This window comes from Imperialibacter sp. (genome assembly GCF_048007035.1).
In the GTDB taxonomy this organism is placed as follows: domain Bacteria; phylum Bacteroidota; class Bacteroidia; order Cytophagales; family Cyclobacteriaceae; genus Imperialibacter.
The window spans coordinates 233296-260162 of the sequence record NZ_CP180355.1; the positions used below are offsets into that span (position 1 = coordinate 233296).

Annotated in this window: 27 protein-coding genes; 16 read left to right on the top strand and 11 right to left on the bottom strand. The window is 46.8% G+C overall.

The window, feature by feature from the left end; genetic code table 11:
- Positions 1-124 precede the first annotated feature (124 nt).
- Entirely contained in the window at positions 125-748 is a 624-nt protein-coding gene (locus ACMVP2_RS01055; protein WP_317487202.1) for a porin family protein, read from the top strand.
- Between the two features lie 73 nt (positions 749-821).
- Here ACMVP2_RS01055 and ACMVP2_RS01060 read toward each other — a convergent pair whose 3' ends face one another.
- Complete coding sequence (locus ACMVP2_RS01060; protein ID WP_416866347.1) at positions 822-3101, bottom strand: TonB-dependent receptor; 2280 nt, start codon at positions 3099-3101, stop codon at positions 822-824.
- Positions 3102-3279: 178 nt separating this feature from the next.
- Here ACMVP2_RS01060 and ACMVP2_RS01065 point away from each other — a divergent pair, with 178 nt between their 5' ends.
- Together ACMVP2_RS01065 and ACMVP2_RS01070 are read left to right on the top strand one after the other, a co-directional pair.
- Complete coding sequence (locus tag ACMVP2_RS01065; protein ID WP_416866348.1) at positions 3280-3753, top strand: TonB-dependent receptor plug domain-containing protein; 474 nt, start codon at positions 3280-3282, stop codon at positions 3751-3753.
- A 48-nt stretch (positions 3754-3801) separates the two neighbouring features.
- Positions 3802-4206 carry a VOC family protein gene (locus ACMVP2_RS01070; protein ID WP_416866349.1) on the top strand — a complete coding sequence of 135 codons (405 nt, stop codon included), beginning with the start codon at positions 3802-3804 and terminating at the stop codon, positions 4204-4206.
- Here ACMVP2_RS01070 and ACMVP2_RS01075 read toward each other — a convergent pair whose 3' ends face one another.
- On the bottom strand, positions 4207-5130 hold the full coding sequence (locus ACMVP2_RS01075; protein WP_416866350.1) for a bestrophin family protein: 924 nt from the start codon (positions 5128-5130) through the stop codon (positions 4207-4209).
- A gap of 352 nt (positions 5131-5482) precedes the next feature.
- The gene (locus tag ACMVP2_RS01080; protein ID WP_416866351.1) at positions 5483-6313 is read right to left on the bottom strand and encodes a universal stress protein; all 831 of its coding nucleotides are present in this window, start codon (positions 6311-6313) and stop codon (positions 5483-5485) included.
- Positions 6314-6525: 212 nt separating this feature from the next.
- Between ACMVP2_RS01080 and mtaB the strand changes: the two genes are divergently transcribed.
- The 5 genes from mtaB to ACMVP2_RS01105 all read left to right on the top strand — a co-directional run bounded on the left by mtaB (position 6526) and on the right by ACMVP2_RS01105 (position 10768).
- Positions 6526-7845 (top strand): tRNA (N(6)-L-threonylcarbamoyladenosine(37)-C(2))-methylthiotransferase MtaB, encoded by a 1320-nt coding sequence (mtaB, locus tag ACMVP2_RS01085; RefSeq protein ID WP_416866352.1) that lies wholly within the window; start codon positions 6526-6528, stop codon positions 7843-7845.
- A 111-nt stretch (positions 7846-7956) separates the two neighbouring features.
- Complete coding sequence (locus ACMVP2_RS01090) at positions 7957-9213, top strand: serpin family protein (protein WP_416866353.1); 1257 nt, start codon at positions 7957-7959, stop codon at positions 9211-9213.
- Between the two features lie 149 nt (positions 9214-9362).
- A complete protein-coding gene (locus tag ACMVP2_RS01095; RefSeq protein ID WP_416866354.1) occupies positions 9363-9929 on the top strand; it encodes a hypothetical protein in 567 nt (188 codons plus the stop codon).
- Positions 9922-10209 carry a winged helix-turn-helix domain-containing protein gene (locus tag ACMVP2_RS01100; RefSeq protein ID WP_416866355.1) on the top strand — a complete coding sequence of 96 codons (288 nt, stop codon included), beginning with the start codon at positions 9922-9924 and terminating at the stop codon, positions 10207-10209. The genes ACMVP2_RS01095 and ACMVP2_RS01100 overlap by 8 nt, the downstream gene beginning before the upstream one ends.
- Positions 10210-10252: 43 nt before the next feature.
- On the top strand, positions 10253-10768 hold the full coding sequence (locus ACMVP2_RS01105) for a hypothetical protein (RefSeq protein ID WP_416866356.1): 516 nt from the start codon (positions 10253-10255) through the stop codon (positions 10766-10768).
- A 50-nt stretch (positions 10769-10818) separates the two neighbouring features.
- Here the strand turns inward: ACMVP2_RS01105 and ACMVP2_RS01110 are convergent, their stop codons facing one another.
- Both ACMVP2_RS01110 and ACMVP2_RS01115 read right to left on the bottom strand, forming a co-directional pair.
- Positions 10819-11862, bottom strand: a complete 1044-nt coding sequence (locus ACMVP2_RS01110; RefSeq protein WP_416866357.1) for an ABC transporter permease — start codon at positions 11860-11862, stop codon at positions 10819-10821.
- Positions 11863-11866: 4 nt separating this feature from the next.
- On the bottom strand, positions 11867-12799 hold the full coding sequence (locus ACMVP2_RS01115) for an ABC transporter ATP-binding protein (protein ID WP_339794880.1): 933 nt from the start codon (positions 12797-12799) through the stop codon (positions 11867-11869).
- Positions 12800-12940: 141 nt separating this feature from the next.
- On the opposite strand from ACMVP2_RS01115, the gene ACMVP2_RS01120 reads away from it, so the two are divergent.
- The gene (locus ACMVP2_RS01120) at positions 12941-15304 is read left to right on the top strand and encodes an ABC transporter permease (RefSeq protein WP_416866358.1); all 2364 of its coding nucleotides are present in this window, start codon (positions 12941-12943) and stop codon (positions 15302-15304) included.
- An 89-nt stretch (positions 15305-15393) separates the two neighbouring features.
- Here the strand turns inward: ACMVP2_RS01120 and ACMVP2_RS01125 are convergent, their stop codons facing one another.
- A complete protein-coding gene (locus ACMVP2_RS01125; protein ID WP_416866359.1) occupies positions 15394-16197 on the bottom strand; it encodes a M48 family metallopeptidase in 804 nt (267 codons plus the stop codon).
- Positions 16198-16533: 336 nt separating this feature from the next.
- On the opposite strand from ACMVP2_RS01125, the gene ACMVP2_RS01130 reads away from it, so the two are divergent.
- From ACMVP2_RS01130 to bcp, 3 genes are read left to right on the top strand one after another with little or no spacing between them, the layout of a single operon-like run.
- Positions 16534-17145, top strand: a complete 612-nt coding sequence (locus ACMVP2_RS01130) for a fumarylacetoacetate hydrolase family protein (RefSeq protein ID WP_416866360.1) — start codon at positions 16534-16536, stop codon at positions 17143-17145.
- Complete coding sequence (locus tag ACMVP2_RS01135; RefSeq protein WP_416866361.1) at positions 17132-19024, top strand: M23 family metallopeptidase; 1893 nt, start codon at positions 17132-17134, stop codon at positions 19022-19024. Before ACMVP2_RS01130 ends, ACMVP2_RS01135 begins: the two co-directional genes overlap by 14 nt.
- Positions 19025-19030: 6 nt before the next feature.
- Entirely contained in the window at positions 19031-19480 is a 450-nt protein-coding gene (gene bcp, locus ACMVP2_RS01140) for a thioredoxin-dependent thiol peroxidase (protein ID WP_416866362.1), read from the top strand.
- 167 nt (positions 19481-19647) lie between these two features.
- Here the strand turns inward: bcp and ACMVP2_RS01145 are convergent, their stop codons facing one another.
- Both ACMVP2_RS01145 and ACMVP2_RS01150 read right to left on the bottom strand, forming a co-directional pair.
- A complete protein-coding gene (locus tag ACMVP2_RS01145) occupies positions 19648-19827 on the bottom strand; it encodes a hypothetical protein (RefSeq protein WP_416866363.1) in 180 nt (59 codons plus the stop codon).
- Between the two features lie 4 nt (positions 19828-19831).
- Complete coding sequence (locus ACMVP2_RS01150) at positions 19832-20356, bottom strand: hypothetical protein (RefSeq protein WP_416866364.1); 525 nt, start codon at positions 20354-20356, stop codon at positions 19832-19834.
- A gap of 163 nt (positions 20357-20519) precedes the next feature.
- Between ACMVP2_RS01150 and ACMVP2_RS01155 the strand changes: the two genes are divergently transcribed.
- Complete coding sequence (locus ACMVP2_RS01155; protein WP_416866365.1) at positions 20520-20642, top strand: hypothetical protein; 123 nt, start codon at positions 20520-20522, stop codon at positions 20640-20642.
- A gap of 61 nt (positions 20643-20703) precedes the next feature.
- Here ACMVP2_RS01155 and ACMVP2_RS01160 read toward each other — a convergent pair whose 3' ends face one another.
- Positions 20704-21246, bottom strand: coding sequence for an SRPBCC family protein (locus tag ACMVP2_RS01160; RefSeq protein ID WP_416866366.1), 543 nt, complete (start codon positions 21244-21246; stop codon positions 20704-20706).
- Between the two features lie 111 nt (positions 21247-21357).
- Positions 21358-22227 carry an RNA polymerase sigma factor gene (locus tag ACMVP2_RS01165; protein WP_416866367.1) on the bottom strand — a complete coding sequence of 290 codons (870 nt, stop codon included), beginning with the start codon at positions 22225-22227 and terminating at the stop codon, positions 21358-21360.
- Positions 22228-22477: 250 nt separating this feature from the next.
- On the opposite strand from ACMVP2_RS01165, the gene ACMVP2_RS01170 reads away from it, so the two are divergent.
- Both ACMVP2_RS01170 and ACMVP2_RS01175 read left to right on the top strand, forming a co-directional pair.
- A complete protein-coding gene (locus tag ACMVP2_RS01170) occupies positions 22478-23581 on the top strand; it encodes a Gfo/Idh/MocA family protein (protein ID WP_416866368.1) in 1104 nt (367 codons plus the stop codon).
- A gap of 202 nt (positions 23582-23783) precedes the next feature.
- Complete coding sequence (locus tag ACMVP2_RS01175; RefSeq protein ID WP_416866369.1) at positions 23784-24473, top strand: DUF2461 domain-containing protein; 690 nt, start codon at positions 23784-23786, stop codon at positions 24471-24473.
- Positions 24474-24483: 10 nt separating this feature from the next.
- On the opposite strand, the gene ACMVP2_RS01180 is transcribed toward ACMVP2_RS01175, so the two are convergent.
- Positions 24484-25302 (bottom strand): ion transporter, encoded by an 819-nt coding sequence (locus ACMVP2_RS01180; RefSeq protein ID WP_416866370.1) that lies wholly within the window; start codon positions 25300-25302, stop codon positions 24484-24486.
- A gap of 206 nt (positions 25303-25508) precedes the next feature.
- Between ACMVP2_RS01180 and ACMVP2_RS01185 the strand changes: the two genes are divergently transcribed.
- Positions 25509-26849 carry a S41 family peptidase gene (locus ACMVP2_RS01185; RefSeq protein WP_416866371.1) on the top strand — a complete coding sequence of 447 codons (1341 nt, stop codon included), beginning with the start codon at positions 25509-25511 and terminating at the stop codon, positions 26847-26849.
- Positions 26850-26867 lie beyond the last annotated feature (18 nt).

The following is a 26867-nucleotide window of genomic DNA, read 5'->3' on the forward strand; positions in this document are numbered from 1 at the left end:
GCCATAAACCCACTAAATTGACCTTATCCTCCCGATAAATTAAGCAAGTCTGTTTTTTTTACCAGCTTCTAATAATGCAGCCACTTTTGTCGTTATTTGCATTCAGGACTAAAATTTTACGAAAATGATCAAAAAGACACTTTTCCTACTAGCTATTGTTGCCATGGCGGCGTCTGCCAATGCGCAAGACATTAAGATTGGGCCAAGAATTGGGCTTACTTCATCGTCCATAAAAGTGGACAAAGAGTCGACCGGAGCATCATTGGGTGCCCAATTTGAAAGCGGCGATGCCAAAATCGGCTTCCAGGGTGGCGCATTTGCCCGTCTGGGTATAGCAGGTTTTTACTTACAGCCAGAACTGCTGTTTTCTGCAACAGGTGGCGAAATACATGTGAAAGACGTTTCTGCATCTTTGGACGAAACCAGAGAGCTTTCCTTTAAAAAATTGGATGTTCCAATCATGTTTGGAAAGAAGTTTGCCAAAATTGTTCGTGTAAACGTTGGCCCGTCGTTTAGCTACCTGCTAAAAGCTGAATCAAAAGTAGGTGACATCACGACTGATGTGAAAAATAACTACAGCAACGCCACCGTTGGTTTTCAGGCAGGTGCTGGTCTTGATCTTGGCCCTCTTATACTTGATGTAAAATATGAAGGCAGCCTCAGCAAACTTGGCGATGCTGTTGGCGGCTACAACACCGACCAGCGTCAAAGCATGTGGGTGGTAGCGTTGGGATTCTCTTTCTTATAGGAAGAACCGATTTTAAAAACCAAAAGGGGTGGAATTGACAATTCAATCGTCGATTCCACCTTTTTCTTTTTGCCTACAAACGAATTTTTAATCCTCCATAGTAGTTCCTCGCTGGTGCTGGCTGATAGTTCCTGCCTCCAAACGCATTCAGGTCGTTGCCCCAGCTAAATTTCTGATCGAGCAGGTTATCTACGCCAGCAAACAGTTCCAAGCCCCATTTACCTGAAGCAAGTTGGTTCTTCCAACCCAATCGGCAAGTCACGTTACTATAAGCATCAGCATATACGGTGTTATCGTCCCTCAACGGTATTTTATCGCTCCAGAACCAGCTCAAATTCGAATAGAAGTTACCCTTAAAAGCAATATCCAATACTGTGGCAATTGTATTTGGCGCCACACCCGTCAGCTTGTTGCCTGAAAAGTCATCGTCACCTTTCTGATAATCTTCAAACCGAAAGTGATACCCAGTGTAGGCGACCTGGAGCTTAGAAGAAGCTACAAATGCCGTTGGGTTCTCTGACAAAACTCCGTTTACTTTCAGCTCTATTCCTTTTTGGTTGGTATTACCAGCATTGTCAAACAGCACCACACCATCCTGATTGGTGCGGGTTACAATTGTTCCTTTGAGCTTGAAATAGAAAGCAGTGGCATCCACAAACCATCTGTCACCGATAATCGATGCCCTATACCCCAGTTCATAATTAGTGCCTTTTTCCGCTGTCAGGTTTTTATTGATGCTCCCTTCGTTCGTTCGAACCTCGTCGATCGTCGGCGGCGAAAAACCGTTACTCAAAGAAGCGTAGATGGACTGGCGATCGGATAGTTTCTTAAGCACTGCGAGCCTGGGCACCCAAATAGGGGCAAACGAGTTGTTGTAGGTAAATACCGGCCCAACTTTCGACTGATCTCTATCGATATCAAATACCTGGTAGTTTCTGCTTAATCCGCCGGTAACCACCCACTCGCCTGGCAGGTCTACGTCCAGCTGCGCAAAGGCAAAGTATTGCTTGATCAGCAGGTCGTCGTGAAAACGGAGTGTGTCGGCCTTGCCCATCACGTTGCCAAAGTTGTAAGCGTTGCTCCACCCCTGCTGCCACTCTCCTCCAAACGACAGGTGGGCCTGGGCTTCGCCTGCACTTTTGTGCCAAACAAATTTTGTCCTGCCACCCAGTCCTGAGTTAAATTCCCTTTTATAGTCAAGATTGAATGGGTTCTGGAAATCGACATAGGAGTAAAGCAGACTTGTTTTATTCTCAAAATTGTCGGAGATAACAATATCATTCACCACGCCCACATACACCGACTTCTGGTCAATCGATGCATTCCTATCTACACTGCCTGGCCTGGCCTGGCGCCGGTCTTCGTTGAGTTGGTCCAGCGTAAGCCCCCCTGGGATGCCGTAGTTGAGGTCGCTGAAAAATGAATGAACAGAAACAGTGTGGTTGGCCGATGGGAACAAATGCGCCGACACCTGTGCCACTTTTCTGTCGGTAAAGGACTGCTCCCGGTATCCATCCGACTTTAGGGAAACACCTTTTACTTCTATCAGGCTCTTGTCACGGCGAACGGTTCCGGAGAACTGGTGTTTCCATAAGCCGTAGCTGCCAGCCATGCTTTGCCAGACCATGCCATTGCCCTTGATGTCTCTGGGGTTAGCACTGCTCAGTAAAAGTGTTCCGCCTGTGCCTGCGCCATACACACTTCCCGAGGGCCCCTTCAACACCTCTACCCGGTCTGTGTTCGACAAGTCTAGTATGTTCAATGGTGTGGTTCCGTTGGCCTCTGTAAAAGGCAAATCGTTCCAGTACACCTTCACATTTCTGACACCGAATGGCGACCTGATGGAACTGCCTCTGATCGAAATCCGGTAGCTTGAGGGTGCACGCTCCTCCATTCTAACACCCGGTAGCATATTCATGGAGGGCACAAGTGATGTTTCGTTGAACTTCGCCAAATCGGCTGGTTGCAGATAAGCTACAGGTGCCGCCTGATCGATTAACTCCCTTTCAAAATCAAAGCCTGTTACTTCCACAGCTTGCAGCATCTTTTCCAAAGGCTGCATATACACCGTTTGGACGGACTTGCTGATGATTACTTTGGTAGAAATATAGCTCACATGTGAAAGCAGTGCTTCAACTGGCAATTCTGCTGACAAAGTAACCATTCCATTTTCACCGGCTATTGCCTGTCCGGATTGGAAGCTCACTACTGCTCCTTCTATCGGCCTATTGGTTTCAGCATCTATCACAAAAACATTTTGTTCGACCGCTTGCTGCGCCGGCTGAGCGACAAGGATTGCCCCGGGGAGTAAGAGAAAAGCCAGATACAGATGTTTCACTTTTATTAGTTTCAAATTGATCTACCGTTTTTAAAAGATTTCTTTCAAAAGTAATAACAAGCAGCCCACATTACTCATCATTTTACACGGGCTTGGCTTTTAAGTTGTCAAAAATTGTCTTTGCACGCTCAATGACAGCCAATTTTCGTAATTTCATTGAAAATAGCTTACTATCATTAAACATATCATACCTATGAAAACATTTTTTACTTTCAACCGCCTTATCGTCACATCTATAGCGATCGTGCTTCTCTCGTCTTGTGCTGCCAACAAAAAGGCCTCCACCACAGAAAGAAGTGATGACAGCGATACAATATCTATCAAAATGGACGACTCGTCTGACACTAAAGCCGGCAGTGTCTCGTCGCTGAACAATAACAGCATGCAACTGGTGGACTACCTGCGCAGAATTCCAGGCTTGCAAATTGACCAGCGAGGCAGCAGTGTAAATGTGATGGTGAGGGGTATGTCTTCTGTTGGAGGAAATAATAGCCCCTTGTATGTTATCAACAATACCGCCATAGGTAACAGCTATGCCGACGCTGTGAGTGCTGTTGATGTGAATGACATCAAAACTGTGAATGTTATCAAGGGGGCTGAAGGACAACAGATGTATGGCATGCGGGGAGCTAACGGCGTAATTCAGATTTTTACAAAGAAAAAATAAAGCAACGACAAAGTTGACTTATACTTCAGGAGGGTGAATCTTTGCTTTATGCAAAAAGATTCACCCTTCTTTGTTTCCGGAGTTCACCACATTGCCATTATCTGCTCCGACTACCCGGCCTCGAAGAGATTCTATACCGAAATTCTGGGGTTTGAAACGCTTAGAGAGGTTTACAGAGAAGAGCGGGATTCGTGGAAGCTGGATTTAAAGATTGATGGGCTTTATCAAATAGAGCTTTTCTCTTTTCCCAATACGCCCCCGAGACCTTCAAGACCTGAGGCTTGCGGTTTAAGGCATCTGGCTCTCAAGGTCAGCAATATCGAGTCTGCGAAAAGTCACCTGGAGTCCAAAGGCGTTTTTTGTGAAGATCTTCGGGTTGATCCACACACCGGCAAAAGGTTTACGTTTTTCAGTGATCCGGATGATCTTCCTATTGAGTTCTACGAAGACTGATCAATGTATTTTCTCGTACAATTCCCTTTTTGCTTCTTCCTGCACAGGGCGTTCTTCCATCAAAATTTCGAAAACATTGTTCTTGATGTTATGGGCTATGTCACCAGTAGGAAGGTCGTTGCAGTCGACACCAAAAGGCTCCTCCACCTCCTCCGCCATTAGCTCAAGGCCAAGCAATGCAAAGAAAATCACCATCACAAGTCCTATTGTATGATAGCCAAAGTCGGCAATCATCCCAAAAGGAAGCATGATGCCGTAAACAGTGATAAATAACTTGATATGCACGGCATACGAAAATGGAATGGGTGTTTTTCGTATTCTTTCGCAGGCACCCAATATGTCCAGCAACGAGTTGTGGTGGATTTTCATATTGATGGCATCGGCCTCCGATAAAACACCAGCCTTCTGAAGCGCTGTCATTTTTTTGTAAAGCCACAAAGAAATGTGGTTGGGTTTGTGCTTTTTTGGGGTAAGCTCCGAAATCTCTTCATCTGACAAGAGCAGCAAAGCGTCTGTTTTAACGCCGTCACGCAGATGATCCCTGAGTGCTATGCAAAAGTTTGCGATATGCTTTGCAAAGAATCTCCGGGTGTCTTTGTCATTGGCCGGCAGCAGGCTTTCCACCATGATGGCATAGTTGCGGCAGTTGTTCACCAGCGCACCCCACTGCTTGCGCCCCTCCCACCACCTGTCGTAGGCGGTGTTGGTTCGGAACACAAGGAGTATGCTTAAAATAACACCCAGCAGAGAGTAGATGCCAGAATGTAAATTTGATACCAGACCGTAAAACTCGTACACAAAACACACCAGGCCAGTATAGGATCCTATCAGCAACACACCAAAAATGATTTTCTTCATGGTATAGCTTCTTGTCAGGTTAGCCATATCTTTTACCCAGAAGCGGTTGGATTCATATACTATCATAGTACGTCAGGTTTGGCTAAGTAAAACGGCCTGTCAGCAAGCCTTCTTCCAAATTTGGGTTGCTGGCCTTGAGAAGTACGAAGAAAAAACTCGGGGTCTTTTCTTGTCTTGCCTTTGAAATACAATTCATTTCCTTCAAGCAAGCGTCGAATTGATGGTTTCATTAATTGACTTTCAGTTTACAATTACTGATTCAAACTAAGCAGAAACGCCTTTGATTCAAATAAGTAGTGGAGTAAACAATTTTTTTGTGCCCAATGAAGCCAAGCCGATTTTTATGAAACATAAAAAAAAGCCAGTCCTTCCAATATCTGCATATGGAAGAGCTGGCCATTCAAAGAAACCAACCAGGCTACTTTATATTCATACTCAACACCGGAAAATTGGAATGATAAACGAGCGTTTCCGTTACGCCGAGCAGATAGTGTGGAATATGCCTGTTGCCGTGAGTGACTAATGAAATCATGTCCGGCTTAGAAGTAAGGCTGTAGTTGAGAATTCCTCTGTCGGGCAACTGATGATTGTAAACAGCCTTACTGAATTTCACCCCGGGATACTTCGCTATAAATTTGTCCATTATCTGATTGATAGTGTCGTCATTCTTGAAGTCTGTCGGCGTGTTGATAAAGACCATTTCGATTTTTGCCTTCACCGCTTTGGCCACGTCCAAAATCTTCTCAAAGGAAGCATTGACGTTTTCCGCAAAATCTGAGGCAAACAGTATTTTTTTGAAAGTCTTCCCTTTGAAATTTTTCTTGATCGTGAGAACAGGGCATTGTGCCATTCTCATTGTCTTTTGTGCGTTGGAGCCAATAAACAACTCCTTCGGCTCGTCCGGCCCATGCGAGCCCATCACCACAAGATCTGACTTCACTTTCTTGTTGGCAAAGTGAACTATTTGTTCATAAGTGTTTCCGGTGACAAGGTGAGTGTGAATCTTCAGTCCTTTGAGTAACGGCTTCCACGACTCTTTCTCCAGTAGACTTTCTGCCTTTTCTATATTGGCCAGTGTCTCCGGATACGACGCCCTTTTTTCTATTGGCAAATGCGCCCAGTCGATGTTGGTTCTTACTGAGTGAAGCAAATGTATCTCTGCTTTGGCCTGCCTGGCTATGAGTGCGGCCACCCTCAACGCATTGTTTGCGCTGGGTGAAAAATCGGTGGGAATGAGTATGTTTTTCATGAGTGAATAGTTTATGCGTGAGAATTGGTACTTTGTCAAGCTAGCCAATCGAATTATCTCAATTAAAAACTTTAATCACTTCAATTTCTGATTCTTATCACCTTGCAAACAGCCACCTTCTTCACACAATAACACAAATGCAGGCAGGTCTGGCTATTATCTTTCAGGTGTCCATAAGGATTTCGGTCTAATCTCCTTACCTTTGCATTCCAATGAAAAAGGTGGCATTCTATACCTTAGGCTGTAAGCTCAACTATTCCGAGACCTCAACGATTGCACGGATGTTCGAAAACCGTGGCTATCAGAAGGTAGATTTCTCTGATTCTCCAGACATTTTTGTGATCAATACCTGCTCGGTGACGGAAAACGCCGATAAGAAATGTCGCAAAGTGGTGCAGGAGGCCAAGAAGATTTCTCCGGATTCGTACGTAACCATCGTTGGTTGCTATGCACAGCTGAAGCCGGTGGAAATATCGGAAATTCCCGGGGTGGATGCTGTATTGGGTGCTGCTGAAAAATTCCAGCTGATCGATTACCTCGATGGGTTCCAAAAGAAGGAGAAGCCGCAGGTGTTCGCTTCTGAAATCAAAGAAGCAAAGCGGTTCAATCACTCTTATTCCTATGGAGACCGCACCCGTACTTTCCTCAAAGTGCAGGACGGCTGCAACTACGGCTGCGCCTTTTGCACCATTCCGCTGGCCCGTGGCAAAAGCCGCAGCGACAGTATACAGAACATAGTAGCGGCAGCACAGGAAATAGCTGCTACCGACGTGAAGGAAGTGGTGCTCACAGGTGTCAACATTGGTGACTTTGGCATTCAGGATGGACGCAGGGTGGAGAAGTTTCTGGATTTAGTCAAAGCATTGGATGAGGTGGACGGTATTGATCGTTTCCGTATTTCGTCCATCGAGCCCAATTTGCTTACCAAAGACATCATCAGCTTTGTCGCAAAATCCAAAAGATTTGTGCCCCACTTCCATATCCCTCTGCAGTCGGGCTCCAACAAGATTTTGCAACGCATGAACCGCCGCTATCTTCGGGAGCTTTATGCCGAACGGGTAGCTATCATCAAAAAACTAATGCCTCATTGCTGCATCGGAGTAGATGTTATCGTGGGCTTCCCTGGCGAAACGGAAGAAGACTTTCTCGAAACGTATCAGTTCCTGAACGAGCTGGATATCTCCTACCTGCACGTGTTCACCTATTCCGAAAGAGCTAACACCGATGCCATTGAAATGGACGGTGTTGTGCCCATGAAAGACCGTAACAAACGCTCCAAAATGCTTCGCTCTCTTTCTGAAAAGAAGCGCCGTAACTTCTACGAAGAAAACCTGGGTGGACAGTTCACCGTGCTTTTTGAGGAAGACATTGAAGAAGGCATGATGCACGGCTTCACCGAGAATTACATCCGTGTTGCTGCCAAATACGACCCCATCCTGATCAACGAGACCAAAAAAGTGGCGTTACGTGAAATCAACGACCGTGGCGTTGTGGAAGTAACAGAAGCTGAAGAAGAAGTACTGGTTCATTAACCTTCCTTCAATACGGTTCCGCCTGCGCCAATTTTTTTCCTCTTCAATTCTACATCACCAACCATTATTCACAGGGAAGGGTCTTATAGTCCAAAGCTTAATCCTTTTGTTATGAAACACCTACTGGCCAGCATCCACAGGCTTACCTGGGTGAGCCTGCTTGTTACTACCCTCATCAGCGGCTGTTCGACCGAAGAACCCGTTAGTAATATCCCTAACCTTCGAACGCTGTCGGTGCCGGAAGAACAGGTGGCATCGGCCTCGAACAATTTCTCTTTCACTATTTTTTCCCAAATCAACAAGGAACATCAGAGCGACAATATCTTCATCTCCCCTTTTAGCATCAGCGCTGCTCTTTCTATGACTACCAACGGTGCGGAAGGCGACACAAAATCAGCCATCAAGCAAGTGATCGGCAATGCTGACGTGGCAGATGATGACATGAACGAGGCTTACAAAGGCTTGCAGGGTTTTCTGCTCCATGTAGACAAAAAAGTGGCTCTCGAAATAGCCAACAGCAACTGGTATACAAAGGACTACACCATCAAAAGTGCTTTTAAGGAGATTTTGCTCGACTATTACAACGCCGACGTAATATCTGCCGATTTCAGAGCACCGTCCACAGTAGGCGACATCAACGGTTGGATTGAAGACAAAACCAACGGCAAGATTCGGGACATGCTGGATCGTATCCCAGATGACGCTGTTATGTATCTCATCAATGCCATTTATTTCAAAGCCGACTGGCAGTATAAGTTCGATAACTCTAAAACTACGAAGGCCACTTTCTATGCGCCGACCGGTGAAACGGACGTCGACATGATGTTTTCTAAAGGTGCCAGGATTAACTATCACTACGGTGAAGAATTAACCATGATAGATATCCCTTATGGTAATGGACAGTACAGCATGACCATTTTCATGCAAGCCGGGAGCAGGAGTATTAACCAAATAATTGAAACATTTGACGGCGCAACGTTTGCCGACTACCTCGACAATGCAGACACCATTACAGCAGAGCTCTACCTGCCAAGATTTAAACTACAATTCAAAGAGGAGCTTAAAGAGACACTCTCCGACATGGGTATGGGTATCGCTTTTTCCGAAAAGGCCGACTTTTCCAATCTGTTTGAGGAGAAACTGGCCCTGGCTATCAGCCGTGTACTGCATCAATCATTTATAGAGGTAAATGAAAAAGGCTCGGAAGCAGCGGCCGCCACCATCGTTGAAATAGTGGAGTTGTCGTCAAACTCCACTCCTCACCCGAGAATCTTCCGTGTCGACCGGCCTTTTGCTTTTTTTATCAGAGAAAAGCACAGCAACGTGATCCTTTTTGCCGGCAAGATGCTCTTGCCTTCTTCTAATTAGCTGCAATCACTCAGGCCGACACTTTCAAAACCCTAACCGGCATCCTGCCGAAACCTGTTTCAGTGCGTGTTTGCATAAAAAAGTGATAAATTAGTTTATAATATAAACTAATTTACTCTACATTCGTATAAGCTTACAAAAACACTTATATGAAAGACGAACTCACACACCAGGAAAGCTTGTCACTAATCACGGAGATGATTACGCAAGCGAAACACAACGTGGCTAAAGGCGGGAGCAATCAGATACTTCTCTGGGGCTGGACCATTGCCTTTGCCAACTTTGGCCACTATGCCCTCGATTATTTTGGCTTCGACGCCCCACAAATGATTTGGCTCATTACCTTCCCAGCAGCCATTATTTCCGCCGTTATGGGAATGAAGATGGGACAAAAGGGTGCTGTTGGGCACATTGATCGGGTTTATGGCAGGGTGTGGATGGCAGCTGGAATCAGCATGGTGATCTGCCTCGCTATGATGCACACCATTAATTTCAACCACAATGGTGTTATCCTACTCATCGCTGGAATGGGCATGTTCATCACTGGAAGCTTGTTAAAGTTCACACCAATTGTAGCGGGGAGTTTTGTTTTATGGATAGCCGCCTTAATTTCCTTTAATTTGCCCGAAATACAGCAGTACCCACTTTCAGGAGTTGCTATCATATTGGGTTACCTGATTCCCGGATACTTACTAAAAAGAGCCGAACGTGGATAATTTTGAGCCATTAGATCCCCTATTGCATTCGCAGTTGCGTTTGGCGGTGATGTCGCTGCTGATAAGCCTGGAGGACGCCGAGTTTACCTTCATCAAGGAAAAGACACAGGCAACTGCCGGCAACCTCAGTGTGCAGCTCGACAAATTGGAGCAGGCCGGATACATCAGCATCTCCAAGTCTTTCAAAGGCAAAAGACCCTTAACGACTTGTAAGATTACCAAAACAGGTATTAAAGCTTTCGAAGCTTATGTTACGGCTTTGAAGAAGTACCTCCCATAATTTTTTTATCAACTTAGTTTATAAAATAAACTTATTTATAACCATGAAAACTATCACTCATTTAATACTCGTCATATTACTTGTTCCCGTCATAGGTTGGGCGCAGGCACCTGAAACAGATGCTTTAGCTAAAGCCGAGGTTACGAAGCTTGGCTTTATCACCGGACAGTGGGAGGGCAAAGGATGGATGTACGGACAAGACAGGGTCAGAAGGGAGTTTGATCAGGTGGAAGACATCAAATTCAAACTCGACAGTACAGCCATTCTGATTGAAGGAAAAGGTTTTTCCGGCGGCAAAGCCATCCACAATGCATTGGCGATTGTCACATTCAACAAAGGTGAAAACAACTACTCGTTTTACTCCTATCTATCCACGGGACGGAAAGGTGAGTTCAAAGGCGAATTAATCGGAGAGGAATTTTACTGGTACCCCGCTGAAAATATGAGATACATTATTTCCATTAACGACAAGGGCCAATGGTATGAGAAGGGGGAAATCAATATGGGAACTTCATGGTTTCAGTTTTTTGAAATGACTTTGGATAAGGTTGGAGATTGATACCCCAGTTTCCCCCCTTGGAGGTAGCCTGACAAAAGAAGTCGGGCTACCTAATACCATTTAAACACTTTCATGCCGACTGACATGCACACCAGCCCAAGCCCGGCGAGCACACCGACAGGCAACACAACCTGGCTCCACCCCGCCCCTTCAATAAAGATGGCCCGGGCTGTGTCGGCAAAAATGGTCAGCGGAAACAGGCGGATAATGCTCACTGCCCAGTCAGGAAAGCCATGGTAGCTGAAGAAAACACCAGATAGTATCGTCATTGGCATCACTACAGCGTTAAGAATACCATTGCCCACATAGGTATTGTCGGTTCGGGAGGCGGTGAGAATGGCGATGCCAGCAAATGCCAGGGTACCCGACAGGTAGAGCACGACCAGCGCCGAAAAGCTTCCCTCAATATGGATGTCGAAAAAAAGCCAGGAAAAGACCACCAATATCGACGCCTCAATAGCACTCATGACCGTGCGTGCTGCTAGCAGCGCCGCCATAAAGTGTGTCTTCTTCATCGGTGTGGCTACCATGCGTCTCAGCAGCATTTTTGACCTTTTCTCGATCAAGCCATAACTGATACCCCACATGCATGACATCATCACTCCCATGGCCATAAGCCCGGGCACCAGAAAGTCAATATACCTGCTTCCTATCTCCTTTAAAGGCACCACGTCCTCTCCATTTGATAGTGTTTCGTTTCCGTTCAGCACTGCCGTGAGGTTGATATAGGCCAACTGCGCTTCGGGATTAAGCGGATCAAAATGATACATGTACTTCTCCCCTTCCTTTTTCACAATCAAATCGACCGTTCCTCTTTTCAGCAACACCACCCCTTCATCAAACCCCACATTCAGAAACTCATAATTGGTAAAGCCCGTGGTTTCGTTGCCCACTTTCTTCGTCCAACTCTTTTCTTCAGTTTGCTCATTCCCAACAAAGGCGATCTTTTGATTCAGTTCTCCTTTTTGAGTGAATGCCATCCCAAGTCCTCCGGCCATCAGCACCGGAAAAAACACCGCCCAAAAAACGGCACCAGGCTGCCGCAGAAACTCTCTGAAATTGGTCAGTATCAGAAGTATAATCGGATGCTTCATCTCTCTATTGATTAATGTGACGGCCAGTCATGGAAGTGAATAAATCGTCAAGTGTTAACTTCCGGCATTCCAGCGAATCGATCCGGATTTTCTCCTTCTGCACATACAGAAGAAAGTCTGGCAGGAACTTCACTATGTCGGTAACCAAAAGTTCACCGCTCAGTGTATCCTTGTCGAAAGTGTAGTTTAAAATGGCCTGCTGTCCCGGCAACGCTTCTTTTTCCAATGGCCTGTCAATGCTAAAATCAATAACTTCCCCTTTCACGTGCTTTGAGAGCAGCTGTTTCAAAGTGCCTTCAGCCAATATACTCCCCTGGTCCATGATCACAATTCTGTCGCACAAATAGGCTGCTTCCTCCATGTAGTGCGTGGTGAGGATCAGCGTGGTGCCCTTTCTTTTTCTGAGGTTCAAAAGGATGTCCCAAAGTTCTCTTCTGGCATTCGGGTCAAGGCCAGTGGTGGGTTCATCCAAAAGCAAAATCTCCGGTTCATTTAATAGCGAGATGCCCAATGCCATTCGCTGCCGCTGCCCTCCTGAAAGTTTGTCAGTGAAAGCCTTCTGCTTTTCGGTAAGGTTCACCAATTCCAGCACCTCCTCTACTCTTTCGCTGCCCAAGCCATAAAAGCTGGCAAACAGCTCCAGCGTTTCTCTCACTCGCAGCTTTTCTATGAAGCGGGTCTCCTGCAACGACAACCCAATGATTTGGTGCAGTTGCCTGGCATGCTCAGCCCAGGTCATACCCTTGAGTTTGATTTCCCCGGAGTCGGGCTTTTGAATGCCTTCGATCATCTCCACAAGTGTCGTCTTTCCAGCACCATTCGGGCCAAGCAAGGCCACAAACTCACCCTTGTAAATGGTGAGATCGATGCCGTTGACAGCTCTCACATCTTTGAAGTGCTTCACCACTCCCGACACTTCAATTTGGGTTTCCTTCATACCGGTGTATTTGCAGCTAAAAATAAGCCTAAATGTTCTATCTCTCAATAACCTTTGGCCCGCTACAAAGAAAAAACAGAGGCTATCTCTGCAACCTTTCAGCTCCAGCGAGGTACTCTAGGCTAAAAGAACCCCAAGGCCATGCTCAAAAACTACTTCCTCGTGGCGCTCCGAACCATCAAGCGCAACAAAATCTATAGCACCATCAACATTTTCGGTCTCTCGTTGGGCATTGCCTCCAGCATCCTCATTCTGATGTGGGTCAACGACGAGCTGAGCTACAACAGCTCCCACGAAAACCTGTCTTCCATTTTCAGGGTAATGGAAAACCAACACTATTCAGATAGAATTGGAACAACCTCCTCAACGCCTGGGCCCCTGTCACCCTATCTCAAAGCCACCTACCCGGAGGTTAAATATGGCTCCAGGCTTACCTGGCCAACCGAAAACCTATTCAATATCGAAGAAGCGTCCTACTACGAGTCGGGGCGCTATGTGGATGCCGATTTCTTGGAGATGTTCACCTTCAAGTTCATCGAGGGCTCGGCTGCCACTGCCTTTAGAGATAAAAGCTCGGTAGTTCTTACCGAAACAATGGCCAAAAAGTATTTCGGGAATTCGCCGGCAATTGGTCAAACTTTCCGCTTCAACAATAAGGACAACCTGCAAGTGACGGCAGTGGTGGAAGACTGGCCAAAAAACAGTGACTTTGGTGGGTTTGCTTACCTCCTCAACTTTGACAAGTTCATGGATGAAAACAAGCAATGGCTCGACCAATGGGGCAACAACAACGTCTCCACGTTTGTGCAGCTTCAAAGCGGACAGGACTGGGAAGCTTACTCTACCAAAATAAACAGGCTGCTCGACGAAAAAAACGAGAACAACTCCATCGAGCTGTTTCTGTACCCCGCCACCAAAATGCACTTGTATGGCAGCTTTGAGAACGGTGTGCAAGACGGCGGCCGCATCCGGTATGTGAAGATTTTTGCCATCATCGCCGTTTTTCTTTTGCTCATTGCCTGCATCAACTTTATGAACCTCTCTACTGCCCTGGCGGTAAAGCGAAGCAAGGAAGTAGCGTTGCGAAAGGTAGTCGGGGCCTTTAGGAAACACCTCATATACCAATTCCTTACCGAGTCTATTGTGTTTTCAGCGCTGGGCGGACTAGCAGCGGCAGTGCTTGTCATTGTGCTGATGCCGCTCTTCAATGAGATCTCCGACAAGAGCCTTGTTTTTGAATTCAACACACCGACCGTCTTACTTTTTGCCGGCACCATCCTTTTCACCGGCTTTGTGGGCGGCAGCTACCCAGCGTTTTACATTGCCCGTTTTGAACCAGCCAAAGTACTGAAAGGCCAGTTGAAGAGTGGCAAGGCCGCTGTGAGGTTCAGGAAGGTGCTGGTCACCACGCAGTTTGTGCTCTCCATCATCATGATCTTCTGCACCGTGGTAGTGTATCAGCAACTTTGGTATGTTCAAAATCAGGACACCGGCTTCAACAAGGAAGGGATCATTTATATGGAAATGCAGGAGAACATGGCGGAAAAGTATGACCTGATACAAGATCAACTTTTAAAAGATCCTTCCATTCTTTCGGTTAGTGAAAGCAGCTTTTCACCCCTTTCTATTGGCAACTCCACCTGGGGGCTCGACTGGCCCGGCAAAGATCCACAAGAGCGCATTCTGTTCAGCAACTTTGCCATCGACGGTTCTTACATTGAAACCATGGGACTGACCCTTGTCGGTGGTCGCACCTTTGACAAAACCATGGCCACCGACACGGCCAATATCATTATCAATGAATCGGCAGCTCGCAAAATGGGCTTTGAGCCTTTGGAAGCTGTAGATCAGCCCATCACCGTTTGGGGAGAAAGAAAAGGACACATCATTGGGGTAGTGAAGGACTATAACTACAGCTCGTCTCACTCTGTCATCAGGCCTATGTTCATGATGTTCGAAAAAGACTGGTACAGCTATATCATCGTGCGGGCCAAGCCACAACAGTACACCGCTGCCATTGATGCTCTGAACAGCATTTATACTACATACGCCCCAGCCTACCCGTTCGAATATCGCTTCCTCGACGTTGACTGGGCGGAATTCTATGAAAATGAAGAGCGCACCGGCCAGCTGTTTCAAGGTTTCGCCTGGCTGTCGATATTCATTTCCTGTCTGGGACTTTTTGGTTTGGCAGCTTTTGCCATTCAGCAGCGGACTAAGGAGATTGGTGTAAGGAAGGTGCTGGGTGCCTCCACTTCCTCCATTATCACTCTCACAGTGAGAGATTTTGCCATCCTCGTTGTCATAGCTGCAGTCATCGGCTCTCCCCTTGCCTGGTACCTGATGGATCAGTGGCTGACCGACTTTGCCTTTCATGTCGACATCAGTGTGCTGGTGCCGCTGGCAGCTATGCTGCTGGCCCTGGTGATCGCTATTGTAACGGTCGGCTTCCACTCGATCAGGGCAGCACGGACTAATCCGGTGGATGCCTTGAGGTATGAGTAATTGCTGAGGCATAATTAAAGAGGTTACTATTTGCGGTACCGCAGATAGTAACCTCTTTAATTGTAGCGCATTGCTCTCTTTAATTCTTCCTACTTCTTATAATACTTCATCGCCTCAGGTATCTGTGCTTTCAGATCGGCAATTCGGGTGCTGTGGGAAGGGTGAGTAGACAAAAACTCCGGAGGTGCCCCGCCGCCGCTGTTGGCAGCCATTCTTTCCCAGAAAGCTGGTGCTTCGTTGGGGTTGTACCCGGCCATGGCCATGAAAATCAGGCCCATCTTGTCGGCCTCCGACTCCTGAAGGCGGGAGAATGGCAACATTGCTCCAACAGTAGTGCCTGCACCATAGGCTGTCATAAACAGCTGCTGCGCTTCCGCCGGCTTATCTTTCACCGCATAAGACAGTGCCAAACCACCAAACTGCTGGATCAAGCCCTGCGTCATCCGCTCATTGCCATGGCGGGCAATGGCATGAGCAATCTCGTGCCCCATCACCACGGCTACACCTTCGTCTGTTTTGCATATTGGCATAATGGCCGTGTAGAAAGCAACTTTCCCGCCAGGCATACACCAGGCGTTCACCGTTTCATCGTCCTGAATCAGGTTGAATTCCCATTTGTAGCCCTTCAACTGATCGCTGAGGCCATTGGTGGCCATGTATGACTCCACTGCCTTTTGAATCTTCAACCCAACAGACTTTACCTGATTCACCTGGGCCGTGTTGGTGGACAGTTTGGATTCGCTGAGCACCTGGTCGTACTGTGTAAAACTCATGGAGTTGAGCTCTGAATCAGGCACCAGCGCAAGCTGCTTCCTCCCTGTGATCGCCACCGTTGAGCAGCTATAAACAATCAACGTGGCACCAATGCCTAACAATGCTATTATCCTCTTCATTTGTTTTTAATTTATTGTGAAAGCTAACAAGCTTCTTGCCAAAGTAGATTCCCCAGTCTTTCGACACCGCAAAAACCAGTCGGATTTGGAATGCTCCAAAACAACTTCATTTGGCAAAAATAATACTATAGAAATGATTTTTTCGCACGTTCCCTCGGCTTACATACCAATCGGTGTGCGTGTTAGGTGAGTTACTTTTAGCTTTAACGGAATCTGACTGAAAACGAATGGAATTTTCGAAAATTATCGCCCTTTGCTCAAATAATAGTCACGCAGATCAAAGATAGGTTGCGGAATCGCTGACTATCAGATATTTTGGCACCAAACATCACTACTATGAAAATCCTTTGTATCGGTCGCAACTACGTAGAGCACATCAAAGAACTCAACAACGAGACCCCCGATGAGCCGGTTATTTTCACCAAACCTGACACTGCGCTGTTGCTGAACAACAAGCCGTTCTATTTCCCTGACTACACAAAGGAGATCCACCACGAGCTGGAGATCATCATAAGAATATGCAAAGAAGGAAAAAGTGTTGAGGAGAAATTTGCCTCTACTTACTATGATGCCATAGGCCTGGGCATCGACTTCACGGCACGGGATTTGCAGCAGAAAGCCAAAGCCAAAGGGTTACCATGGGCGCTTGCCAAGGGATTCAATGGGTCAGCTCCGATTTCCAAATTTGTTCCGAAGGAAAAGTTTGCGGATTTGAAGAACATTAATTTCAAACTGGAACTCAATGGTCAACCAGTTCAGATTGGGAATACCGGTCTGATGATCAACTCTATAGAAGCTATTATAGCCTACATTTCAAAATTCATTACACTTAAAAAAGGAGATATTATTTTCACAGGAACGCCGAAAGGAGTTGGGCCTGTCAAAATAGGAGATCACCTGAAAGGATACCTGGAAAGTGACGTACTACTCGATTTTGAAGTTAAATAAACTAGCACTTCTACTTTTACTAACAGCAAACACGGCCATAGCCCAATACGGATATGACACTGCCTACCTGATGTTTCCTATCAGGCCGGGAGATCGCAACTACCTGGCTGGCACCATGGGTGAAATCAGGGGCACCCATTTTCACGCTGGAATTGACATACGCACCAGTGGCATAGAAGGCTTGCCAGTGTATGCGCCTGCCGATGGCTATATCAGCCGTGTGAAGATCAGCACTGGCGGCTACGGCAATGCCCTGTACCTTACCCACCCCAACGGGCTGACCACGGTATATGGCCACCTGAAGTCGTTTAGCAAGCCCCTGGCCGAATGGGTGCGGGCACAGCAGTATGCCAAAGAAAGTTTCGACGTAGAGCTTTTTCCGGCACGCAACCAATTCAGCTACAAGAAAGGCGAAGTGTTTGCCGCCTCAGGCAATACCGGAGGCAGTTCGGGGCCCCATCTCCATTTTGAAATACGGGACCAGGAGCAGAAGATTCTTGACCCCATGCGCTTTCACTTCAAAGAGCTCATTGATGAAGCACCTCCTTTGATCAGAAAGGTGGCCTTTACCACCATGGACATCAAGTCGAGAATCAATGGGCAGTTCGGTAGGTTTGAGTTTGATGTCACCAAAGAAGGGGACAGTTTTGTCATGCACACACCACTGACATTTGAAGGAACCATTGGCGTGGAAATATATGCCTACGACCGCTTCGACGGCACCTGGAGCAAAAACGGCATCCCATGCATTGAGGTGATGCTCGACGACAAGAAGATGTTCAGCCAAAGCATCACCAAGTTGAGCTTTGACGAAATGCGCAATGTGGCGGTGCACATGAACTACGGCGAGTATTTGACCAGCGGGCAAAAGTTCACCAAGCTGTGGGTAGACGACGGCAACTGGCTGAAGGTGTACGAAGCCAAAGACTGGCAGGGCATGCTGAAGATCAAGGACTCCATCGATCACAAGCTTGAAATACGCACCTGGGATAGCTACAACAACTACTCGTATTTTAAGACAACGCTCAGCGACAAAGGGAAACGAAGCAATGCCACCATCAAAAGTCTCAGTAAGCTGAGGCGGGAGGGTTATGAAATAACCGGCAATGTGATGGAGCTAATGAACCCCAATGGTGTGGCTCGCCAGAACGTTCTGTTGTACTCTTCAGGACAGGCGTATGAACTACCGCCGGTCTACCACGTGGGTGCCAACGACTTCTACCTCTGGGATTTGAGAAATGGCCTGCCCGACTCAGTCGATTTGTGTGGCACCATGCAAAAATATGACTTTAAGGCTATGGTATCTCCACATCACGAATACAGCTATTTTGATAAGGACATGGACGTGGCCTTTAACCGGTACAGTCTGTTTGACACACTCTACCTGGCAGTAAAGGACAAGAAAATAGAAAACGGCAGAGAAGTGTTTGCTATCGACAATGTGCTGGATCCGCTTCGGCGCTCGGCGAAAGTGACGCTCAAGCTTATGGAGCTTTACGACAAAGAAAAGTCGGCCGTGTACTCCTACAGCGCCAAAGGCAACCTTGGCTACGTGGGCGGCGCCTGGGACAAAGACGGCATTAGCTTTCTCACCACTTCTTTGGGCACCTGGACAGTCGCTACCGACTCTGTCCCCCCTACCATCAAGCCAGCAGTGATCAACAAAAGTGAGTGCCGTCTGATCATTGAGGATGACCTGTCGGGCATCAAAAGCTGGAAGGGTACCATTGATGGCGAATGGGTGTTGCTGAACTACGAATACAAGAAAAAACTATTGTGGACAGAAAAACTCGATGCAAGCAAACCTTTCGACGGAGAGTTTGTTGTGGTAGTGATAGATAACGCCGGTAACGAAACTGTGTACAAAACAAAACTCTGACAACCAATGGCATTAAAAGCAGGCGACAAAGCTCCAGACTTCGAGGTAAGCGACCAAAACGGAAAAACAGTAAACCTCTCCGACTTCCAGGGCAAAAAGGTAGTGCTCTACTTCTACCCGCAGGACAATACGCCTACCTGCACGGTTGAAGCCTGCAATCTCAGGGACAACTATGCTACCCTGAAAGCCAAAGGCTACGAGGTGCTGGGCGTAAGCCCCGACTCGGCCAAGAAGCACACCAACTTCATTAAGAAATTCAGTCTGCCCTTCACTCTGCTGGCCGACACCGACAACAAAATCATAGAAAGCTACGGTCTGTGGGCAGAAAAAACCACTTTTGGACGTACCTACATGGGCGTACTGCGCACCACCTTCATCATCGACGAAAAAGGCGTGATTAAGCGGGTGATCGACGATGTGAAGTCAAAGGAGCATGCGGAGCAGATTTTGGGGTAGAAACACTTTGAAAGACTACAAAAAGTTTGATGAAAGCCTGGGACTGTGCTATAGGGCGATTGCTGGTTAGCCGACTCCCGGTGTGCCACCTAAACTTTTGTAGTCTCTGAAAGTGCCTCCTTTTATCAACAGCCAATATTAGAACTTCCCGTCAACCAGAAATCACTTCAGATGACGTGTTGTGTTCCGTCTTTTTTCTTTTTTTTACTCGTCTTTTTAGCTTTGCCTTGCTCACTCTTCTCCTTGTAAGCTGAGATGAACTTGCTAATCCTCTTTCTGTCTTCGTCAGTGAGTGGGTCACTTTTAATAATAAAATCGACTCCCTCTGGCTCTTTTATATATCCCATTTCTCTATTCTTTAAAATAACGTTCAACCAATTTTCTGGATGACTCTGTCGGAATAATCATCTTGTGCCCGCCAAAATGATAGGCTCCAAGAGTCCTTTCATAGTGCTGTATTAAATTGGTTTTAGCAGAAAATGCCACAAAGCCCTCATATCCGTTCATAAATGAAAGTTTACAAGCATACGCAACCAGATTACCCGCAACGCCTTCATACAACTTATTTTTTCCGACATTAAACGGTGCACCCTCCAATAACTTCATAAAGATATGGTCAGGTTCCAGGCTAACACTGATTATCCCCTGCACGATACCCGGGTTGTTTGTAATAGTTAACTTATAAACCTCCAGTCTGTCGTTTTTCAGCTCTGCTCGCCAATCAAAATTCCAACCCTGCTTCTTTGTCACATTCTTTAAATCCGTTTTTGTGAGGTTTGTTACAATGGTTGGAAAACTGTCACCAGAAACTGTGTTGCGTATAGAATTGGTCAAGTCATCAACATTGAAATCCAGTAACACGGTTCCTTTTGCCATTCAGCTAATTTACGATTTCATGCTAACTTTCGTAGTGTTCATATCGAGAACTGATGGTATATAATGCCACCTTGCTCAACACTGTGCACTTCCCTATTCCAACTATCACCTGAACCCCGACAACAGGATCATTGAAAGCTACGGTCTCTGGACCGAAAAGCAGATGTATGGCAAAAAATACATGGGCGTACTGCGCACCACCTTCATCATCGACGAAAAAGGTAGGATTGAGCGGGTGATCGACGATGTGAAGTCAAAGGAGGATGCTGAGCAGATTTTGGCGTAAATCCACTTCTGTAGACTGCCAAAGCTTCGTGCTAAGAACCCGGTTTCCCTGGTTCGCAGCTCTATTGGCTTTTCACTTTTCGAGGGTGTGGAGTACCGTTTTCCACATAGTATTTTAAGTCCCCGGCTATTTCTGCTGCGGATTTGCCCATACCCATCTTGATCAAAGGCGTCATCAGAAACCCGAGGAAGCCTTTCGTCTCCATATTAAATTCTAACACAACTATCGTTTTATCGGCTTCATCGCTATTTAGAGACCAAATGGCACTTGCCTGTTTTGCAATGCCTGGTGCACCTTTGGAAATATGATAGGCCAGAGAATGTTCGGCAGTATCAAACGCATCTAATTCCTGTATAGTCTCTCCCCGGTCTGTTACCGTAATTCTTGCAGAATAATCCAATCCGGGGAATTTCGAGCTTCCACCAGGTTTTGAATCTTTGAAATTGGTCGACCATAAGTGCACCCGGGCAAACTGATTTCCCATTACCTCCCAAACCTCTTCCACTTTTTTATTGACTCCTAATTCCTTTTGCACGTGTATTCTCTTGTCAAGAACAAAATACAAACCAATGACAACTGCTGAGATGATTACTAGAATATACATAAGCTTTTCTTTCACGATGTAACTATTATTAAAACCAAATACTGGAGTTTAGGCTCCGTTTTAATACTTAGATACAAAATGAAACAAGGTGTTACAGAACCTTAGCATTCCCTAGCCAAAATATCTGTGCAAGTTACTGGCCTTGATAATCTCATTGACCACAATGTCGGCATCGAAATCCTCTTTGGTGGGGTGGTCCTGAAAAAACTCGATGTACTTTTTATCAAATACGTCTGCTACTTCGTCGGCCACCTTTTCAGCGTAAGTGGCAATGGTAGAGGTGTATTTGGGATCAAACAATTTTTCGTCTGTTTTCATTTTGCCAGCAGCTTCCATTGCCTTTGCCTTTTTCGAACAGCGGCAAGGGTTGACTTTGTTGACTAAACCACATTGTTGGTTCATAAAAGAGTGGAATTCTTTACGGGTTCGGGAGAGCTTAACTCGATAATTTTCTTTGCTGATCTCAAAAATTTCTGCACCAATGTTGTGGTCTATATTGAATACATCACCCAATAGATAAATTAAGCGTTGTTCCCTGGTAAGGCACATCAGCATTCCCGACATACACCGGGTGCGGGCTGTTCTGGTTCGCAATTCTTGCTCAATTTCTTCCTCTGGCAATAATTCAGGGCTTGGTATTGAATTCAATTCACCGGCAAAGGCATCAAAGCTTTCCCATCTGTCTTCCATCGGCCTCCGCTTGGTTTGTAAAAACTGGTTGACTACAATTCTATAAACCCATGTTTTAAACGAGCTTTTTCCCTCAAAAGAAGATAATTTTGTGATCACCTTGATCAGCACTTCCTGCGTTAAGTCTTTAGCCTCTTCCTGGTTGTTGGTGTATTTCCAGGCTACATTATATATAAAGGGCTGGTGCCTTACGATTAACTTATTCAGTGCCTCTTTTTCTCCCAGCAGAGATTTTTCTACCAATACAGCGTCAATATCCTCTGGATGATCATTTGATAATGGATTTTTCATTTAGGCTTTTTATAACTCGGATACACAAGCAGCAAATGTGTTACAAACTCGATGGTTCTTTAAGTTAAACAAAAACTACGACTCTGGCCGGGTGATTGACGACTTGAAGACGATGGAATACGCCGGGGAAGTTTTGGGGTAACCTTATTGTTCCTTAGATAAGGAGAAAGTTCGAAAGCGTCTGACCGTAGATAATCGCCGGTTTCTCCTGATAAGTTCTTATTTTGCTGGACACCTAAACATCCAGCAAATGAAAATACTGCTCATTGTCTTTTTTTTACTTTCATCGATAGCTACGTTCTCCCAACCAGCCAAAAAACCATTAAAAATCGGCGTGGCCGGTCTCATCCATGGCCATGTAGGTTGGGTGCTTAATAAGTCCAAAGCGGGCGATGTGGAAATCGTTGGCATTGCCGAGCCCAACAAGGTGCTGGCAGAAAAGCTTTCGAAGCAATATGGCTTCTCCATGTCGCTGGTGTACCCTAGCCTGGACGAAATGCTTGCCAACACCAAGCCCGAGGCAGTCACTGCCTTCAACGACATTTACGGCCACATGGAAGTGGTGGAGAAATGCGCTCCCAAAGGCATCCATGTGATGGTGGAAAAGCCGTTGGCCATGAGCTACGACCATGCCAAGCGGATGAAAGCGCTGGCCGACAAACACAAGATTTTTCTGGTGACTAACTACGAAACCACCTGGTATGCTACCACGCAGGAAACCCTCACCAAAGCAGCAGCAGGAGACCTGGGCACCCTGCGTAAAGTGATGGTAAACGACGGCCACCAGGGCCCAAAGGAAATTGGCGTTGGCAAGGAGTTCCTCGACTGGCTCACTGACCCTAAACTCAACGGCGCCGGTGCGCTGATCGACTTTGGCTGCTACGGCGCCAACCTCCTCACCCACCTGATGAGCAACGAAAGACCGCTGTCGGTAACCGCCGTCACTCAAACCAACAAGCCCGATATCTACCCCAAAGTGGATGACGAGGCCACCATACTGGTGAAGTACCCCGGCACCCAGGGCGTCATTCAGGCATCGTGGAACTGGACTTTTAGTCGCAAAGACATGGAGGTGTACGGCACCAACGCCTACATCAAAACAGTGGATGGCACCCGCATGAGTCTGCGGGTTAAACAATCAGAGCCAGAACAACCCATGATGCTGGAGCCGATGAAAACGCCTTTCAATGATCCGTTTGACTTTTTTACGGCTGTCATCAGAGGCGAGACCAAGCTCAACGAAACGGTGCAGGGCAGGCTTTCGTCGCTAGAAAACAACATGGTAGTGGTAGAGATACTGGACGCCGCTATTCGGTCGGCGAAGGAGGGGAAGACGGTGGTGCTGGAAAGGTAGGGTCACGCAGGGACTGTCTCTTTTTGGCTTCGCCAAAATGGGTGTCACGCTAAGGCGCAAAGCTCGCAAAGGCTGGTGTGGAGATTCTTTGCGCCTTACGTCTTGGCGTGAAATAAACCACCTGGCGAAGCCGGAGCACCAGACTAGAACAAATCGAGAACTATTCCGAGTAACAGCCTGTTTTCAAATTCTTTAAACCACTATGAACCCATCTTCCATCCAACCATCTACCTTCCAGTTTCTCACCGACCTCGCTGTCAATAACAACCGGGACTGGTTTGCCCGGCACAAAGACCAGTATCAGGCATCACTCGACAATATGGTGGGCTTTGCCGATGCGCTGTTGGCTGAAATGAACAAGCATGACCTGATAGAAACGCCGTCAGGAAAGAAAGCGCTGTTCCGGATTTACAACGACGTGAGGTTCAGTAAAGACAAGTCGCCCTACAACGCCCGCTTTGCGATGTCGTTCAGGCGGGCTACCAGAGAGCGGCGGGGAGGCTACTATCTTAACCTCAAACCGGGTAACAACTTCCTGGCCTGCGGATTCTTCAACCCCAACCCTGAAGACCTTAAACGCATTCGCTTCGACATAGAGGACAGCTATGAAGACTGGCAGAAGATTCTGCGATCAAAAGCCATAAAGAGCACCTACGGCGACATGCAGGGAAACACCGTGGCCACAGCGCCAAGAGGCTACACGGTCGACCACCCAGCCATTGAACTACTCAGACACAAGTCATTTGTTTTCCGGCATAGCTTCACCGACGACGAAGTCCTTGCCAGCGATTTCCATAAAAGCGTGAGCCAGACATTCAAAACCATCAGGCCCTGGCTCGACTATATGAGCGAGGTGCTGACTACCGACAGGAACGGAGAACTGCTTGTGTAGCTAATAATTGCTACTGTAGTGCCTCTCCGCAATCGCAGCAGTATTTGGCTTTCTTCATGTGGTCAGTATTGCCACAATGCCTGCACTGCCTGCTGGTATCTCCGGAAGGATTGAGGGCGTTTGTGCTTCCCTTGGCTAGCTCTACAGTTACCAGCCCTGTAGGTACTGCTATAAGCCCGTAGCCAGTTACCATCAATATAGTCGCCAGAAACTGCCCCAGGGTGGTTTGAGGGGCGATATCGCCATAACCAACGGTCGAGAGCGTAACAATGGCCCAGTAGATACTTCGGGGAATGCTGGTGAAACCATGCTCCCGCCCTTCAATGACATACATCAGCGTGCCCACGAAAACGCTCACAATAATGACGAAGAACAGAAAAACGATGATCTTCTTCGAGCTCGATCTCACTGCCTGGCCAAGCTTGCTGGCCTCTCCCATAAACTGCACCAGCTTAAGCACCCTGAATACCCGCAGCAGCCTAAGCACCCTTATAATAGCAAGGGCATGACTTCCCACGAAAAAGATGCTGAGGTAGGTAGGCAGAATGGAGAGCAAATCGATCATGCCAAAAAAGCTAAAGACATAGGCGGTCTTCTTGTCTGAGGTCCATAGCCGAAGGCCGTACTCAATGGTAAACAGTCCTGTGATGATCCAATCAAGTTTGTAGAAGAATGCGGCCCACTCCCGATTGATTTCACTTACACTCTCCAGCATAAGTATGGTGATGCTGGCCACAATGAGGATGAGGAGTGCTATGTCGAAACCCTTGCCTGCGGGTGTGTCCACTCCGAATATGATCCGATGGAGCTTTTGTTTGGTTGATTGCATGCTATTGAAGGTAATGCCAGGAACTAGTGATGTGAAACTAGCAACTTTTGACAAATAAGTTGTTTATTCAACTATCCTATTAATGGTTGTAACCGAAGAACTTGTTCCTCTGTCTAACCTATTGTATACATCGTCAAGCTTTTGGCAGTGGTGACAAACTGCGGCATTTGATAGCCTCCAGATTGTTCACTTTAAACAAACCATACATGCAAAAAACATTGATCGTGTTCATGCTGACATTACTGACCTCAGCCAGCGTCGCCCAGACATACACTAATGGTCAGGTGAAAGAAGACTTGCAATATCTTATCGGAAGTATCGAAGAATTTGTACCGGCGCTTTATAGGTACAACCCCGACTTTAAAGAAAAAGCAGATGCCATTGTACGTGCCGTAGAAAACGACATTTCTGTCCTGGCTTATTTCAGTTCGGTTTCCAAAATCGTGTCTCTGGCAAACGAAGGGCACTTTAACCTCGGCGACTGGGCCGATGTAGCACACAAAGGATTTGTGGACAACACCTACAAGTACATGCCACTGTCTGTCAAAGTTATTGGCGACCGCATGTTTGTTTGGATCAACAGCGCCAACAGCGAAGAGCTCCAAAGAGGAGATGAGATACTGTCGATCAATGGAAGGGCCTCAGCCGATGTCATTGCCAGCATGTTGCCCTACATCCCCTCCGACGGTCACATAGAAACTTATCAGCTGAAAAGCCTAACCATGGGCTTCCCCTGGATGTACTACCTCTATGTGGAGCAGCCCGAAACCTTTGCTATCGAGTATAAAAGGCAAGGACAACGCAGCACTGTAACCATTGAGGCGCTGACCAGAGAAGGATGGATGACCAACTACCAGCGGCGGAAGCCCGCTGCGCCAGAAGAAGAACCTGATATAAGACAGGTCTATGAATGGGAGATAAAGGAAAGCCTGGCAGTGCTAAAGCTAAAGGACTTTAGCCGGTCGCTCGTGGAGAAGTATGACCTGGAAGCAAGTAAGCTGTACAAGGAAATATTTGGCCAATTACAAACTGCCCAAGTTTCCAACCTGATCATCGATCTCAGGGACAATACTGGTGGCAGAAATGAATTTGCAGACGACCTGATTCCCTTTATTATGAAAGAAGCGGGGAAGGGACTTTTCAAAACTACAGAATCGTGGAAAGGCAAAAAGAAGGATTATTCATTACCAAAAATCGATAAGCTTGCCTTCAAAGGAAATATCTATGCACTGGTGAATGGGCGAACCTACTCTGCCGGAGCGGAAGTTGCCAGGTACCTGAAAGAGTATGGAAAAGCAGTAGTCATTGGTGAAGAAACTGGCACCCGGCACGAAGGGTTTGCTGCAGGCTCGACTCAAAGCATCGTTCTTCCAAATTCAGACATTAGAATTGGTATTCCGAGATATCATTTAGGCTTCCCGCCCTCTTCCAGCCAAAAGACCAGCAACAGGGGGCTGCTGCCAGACCACGAAGTGAGTTATACAATAGAAGATTTGATGGATGAAAAGGGCCTTGAGATGGAGGTTGCGCTTGGCCTCATCAAGTAACATGTAGTAGCAATCAAA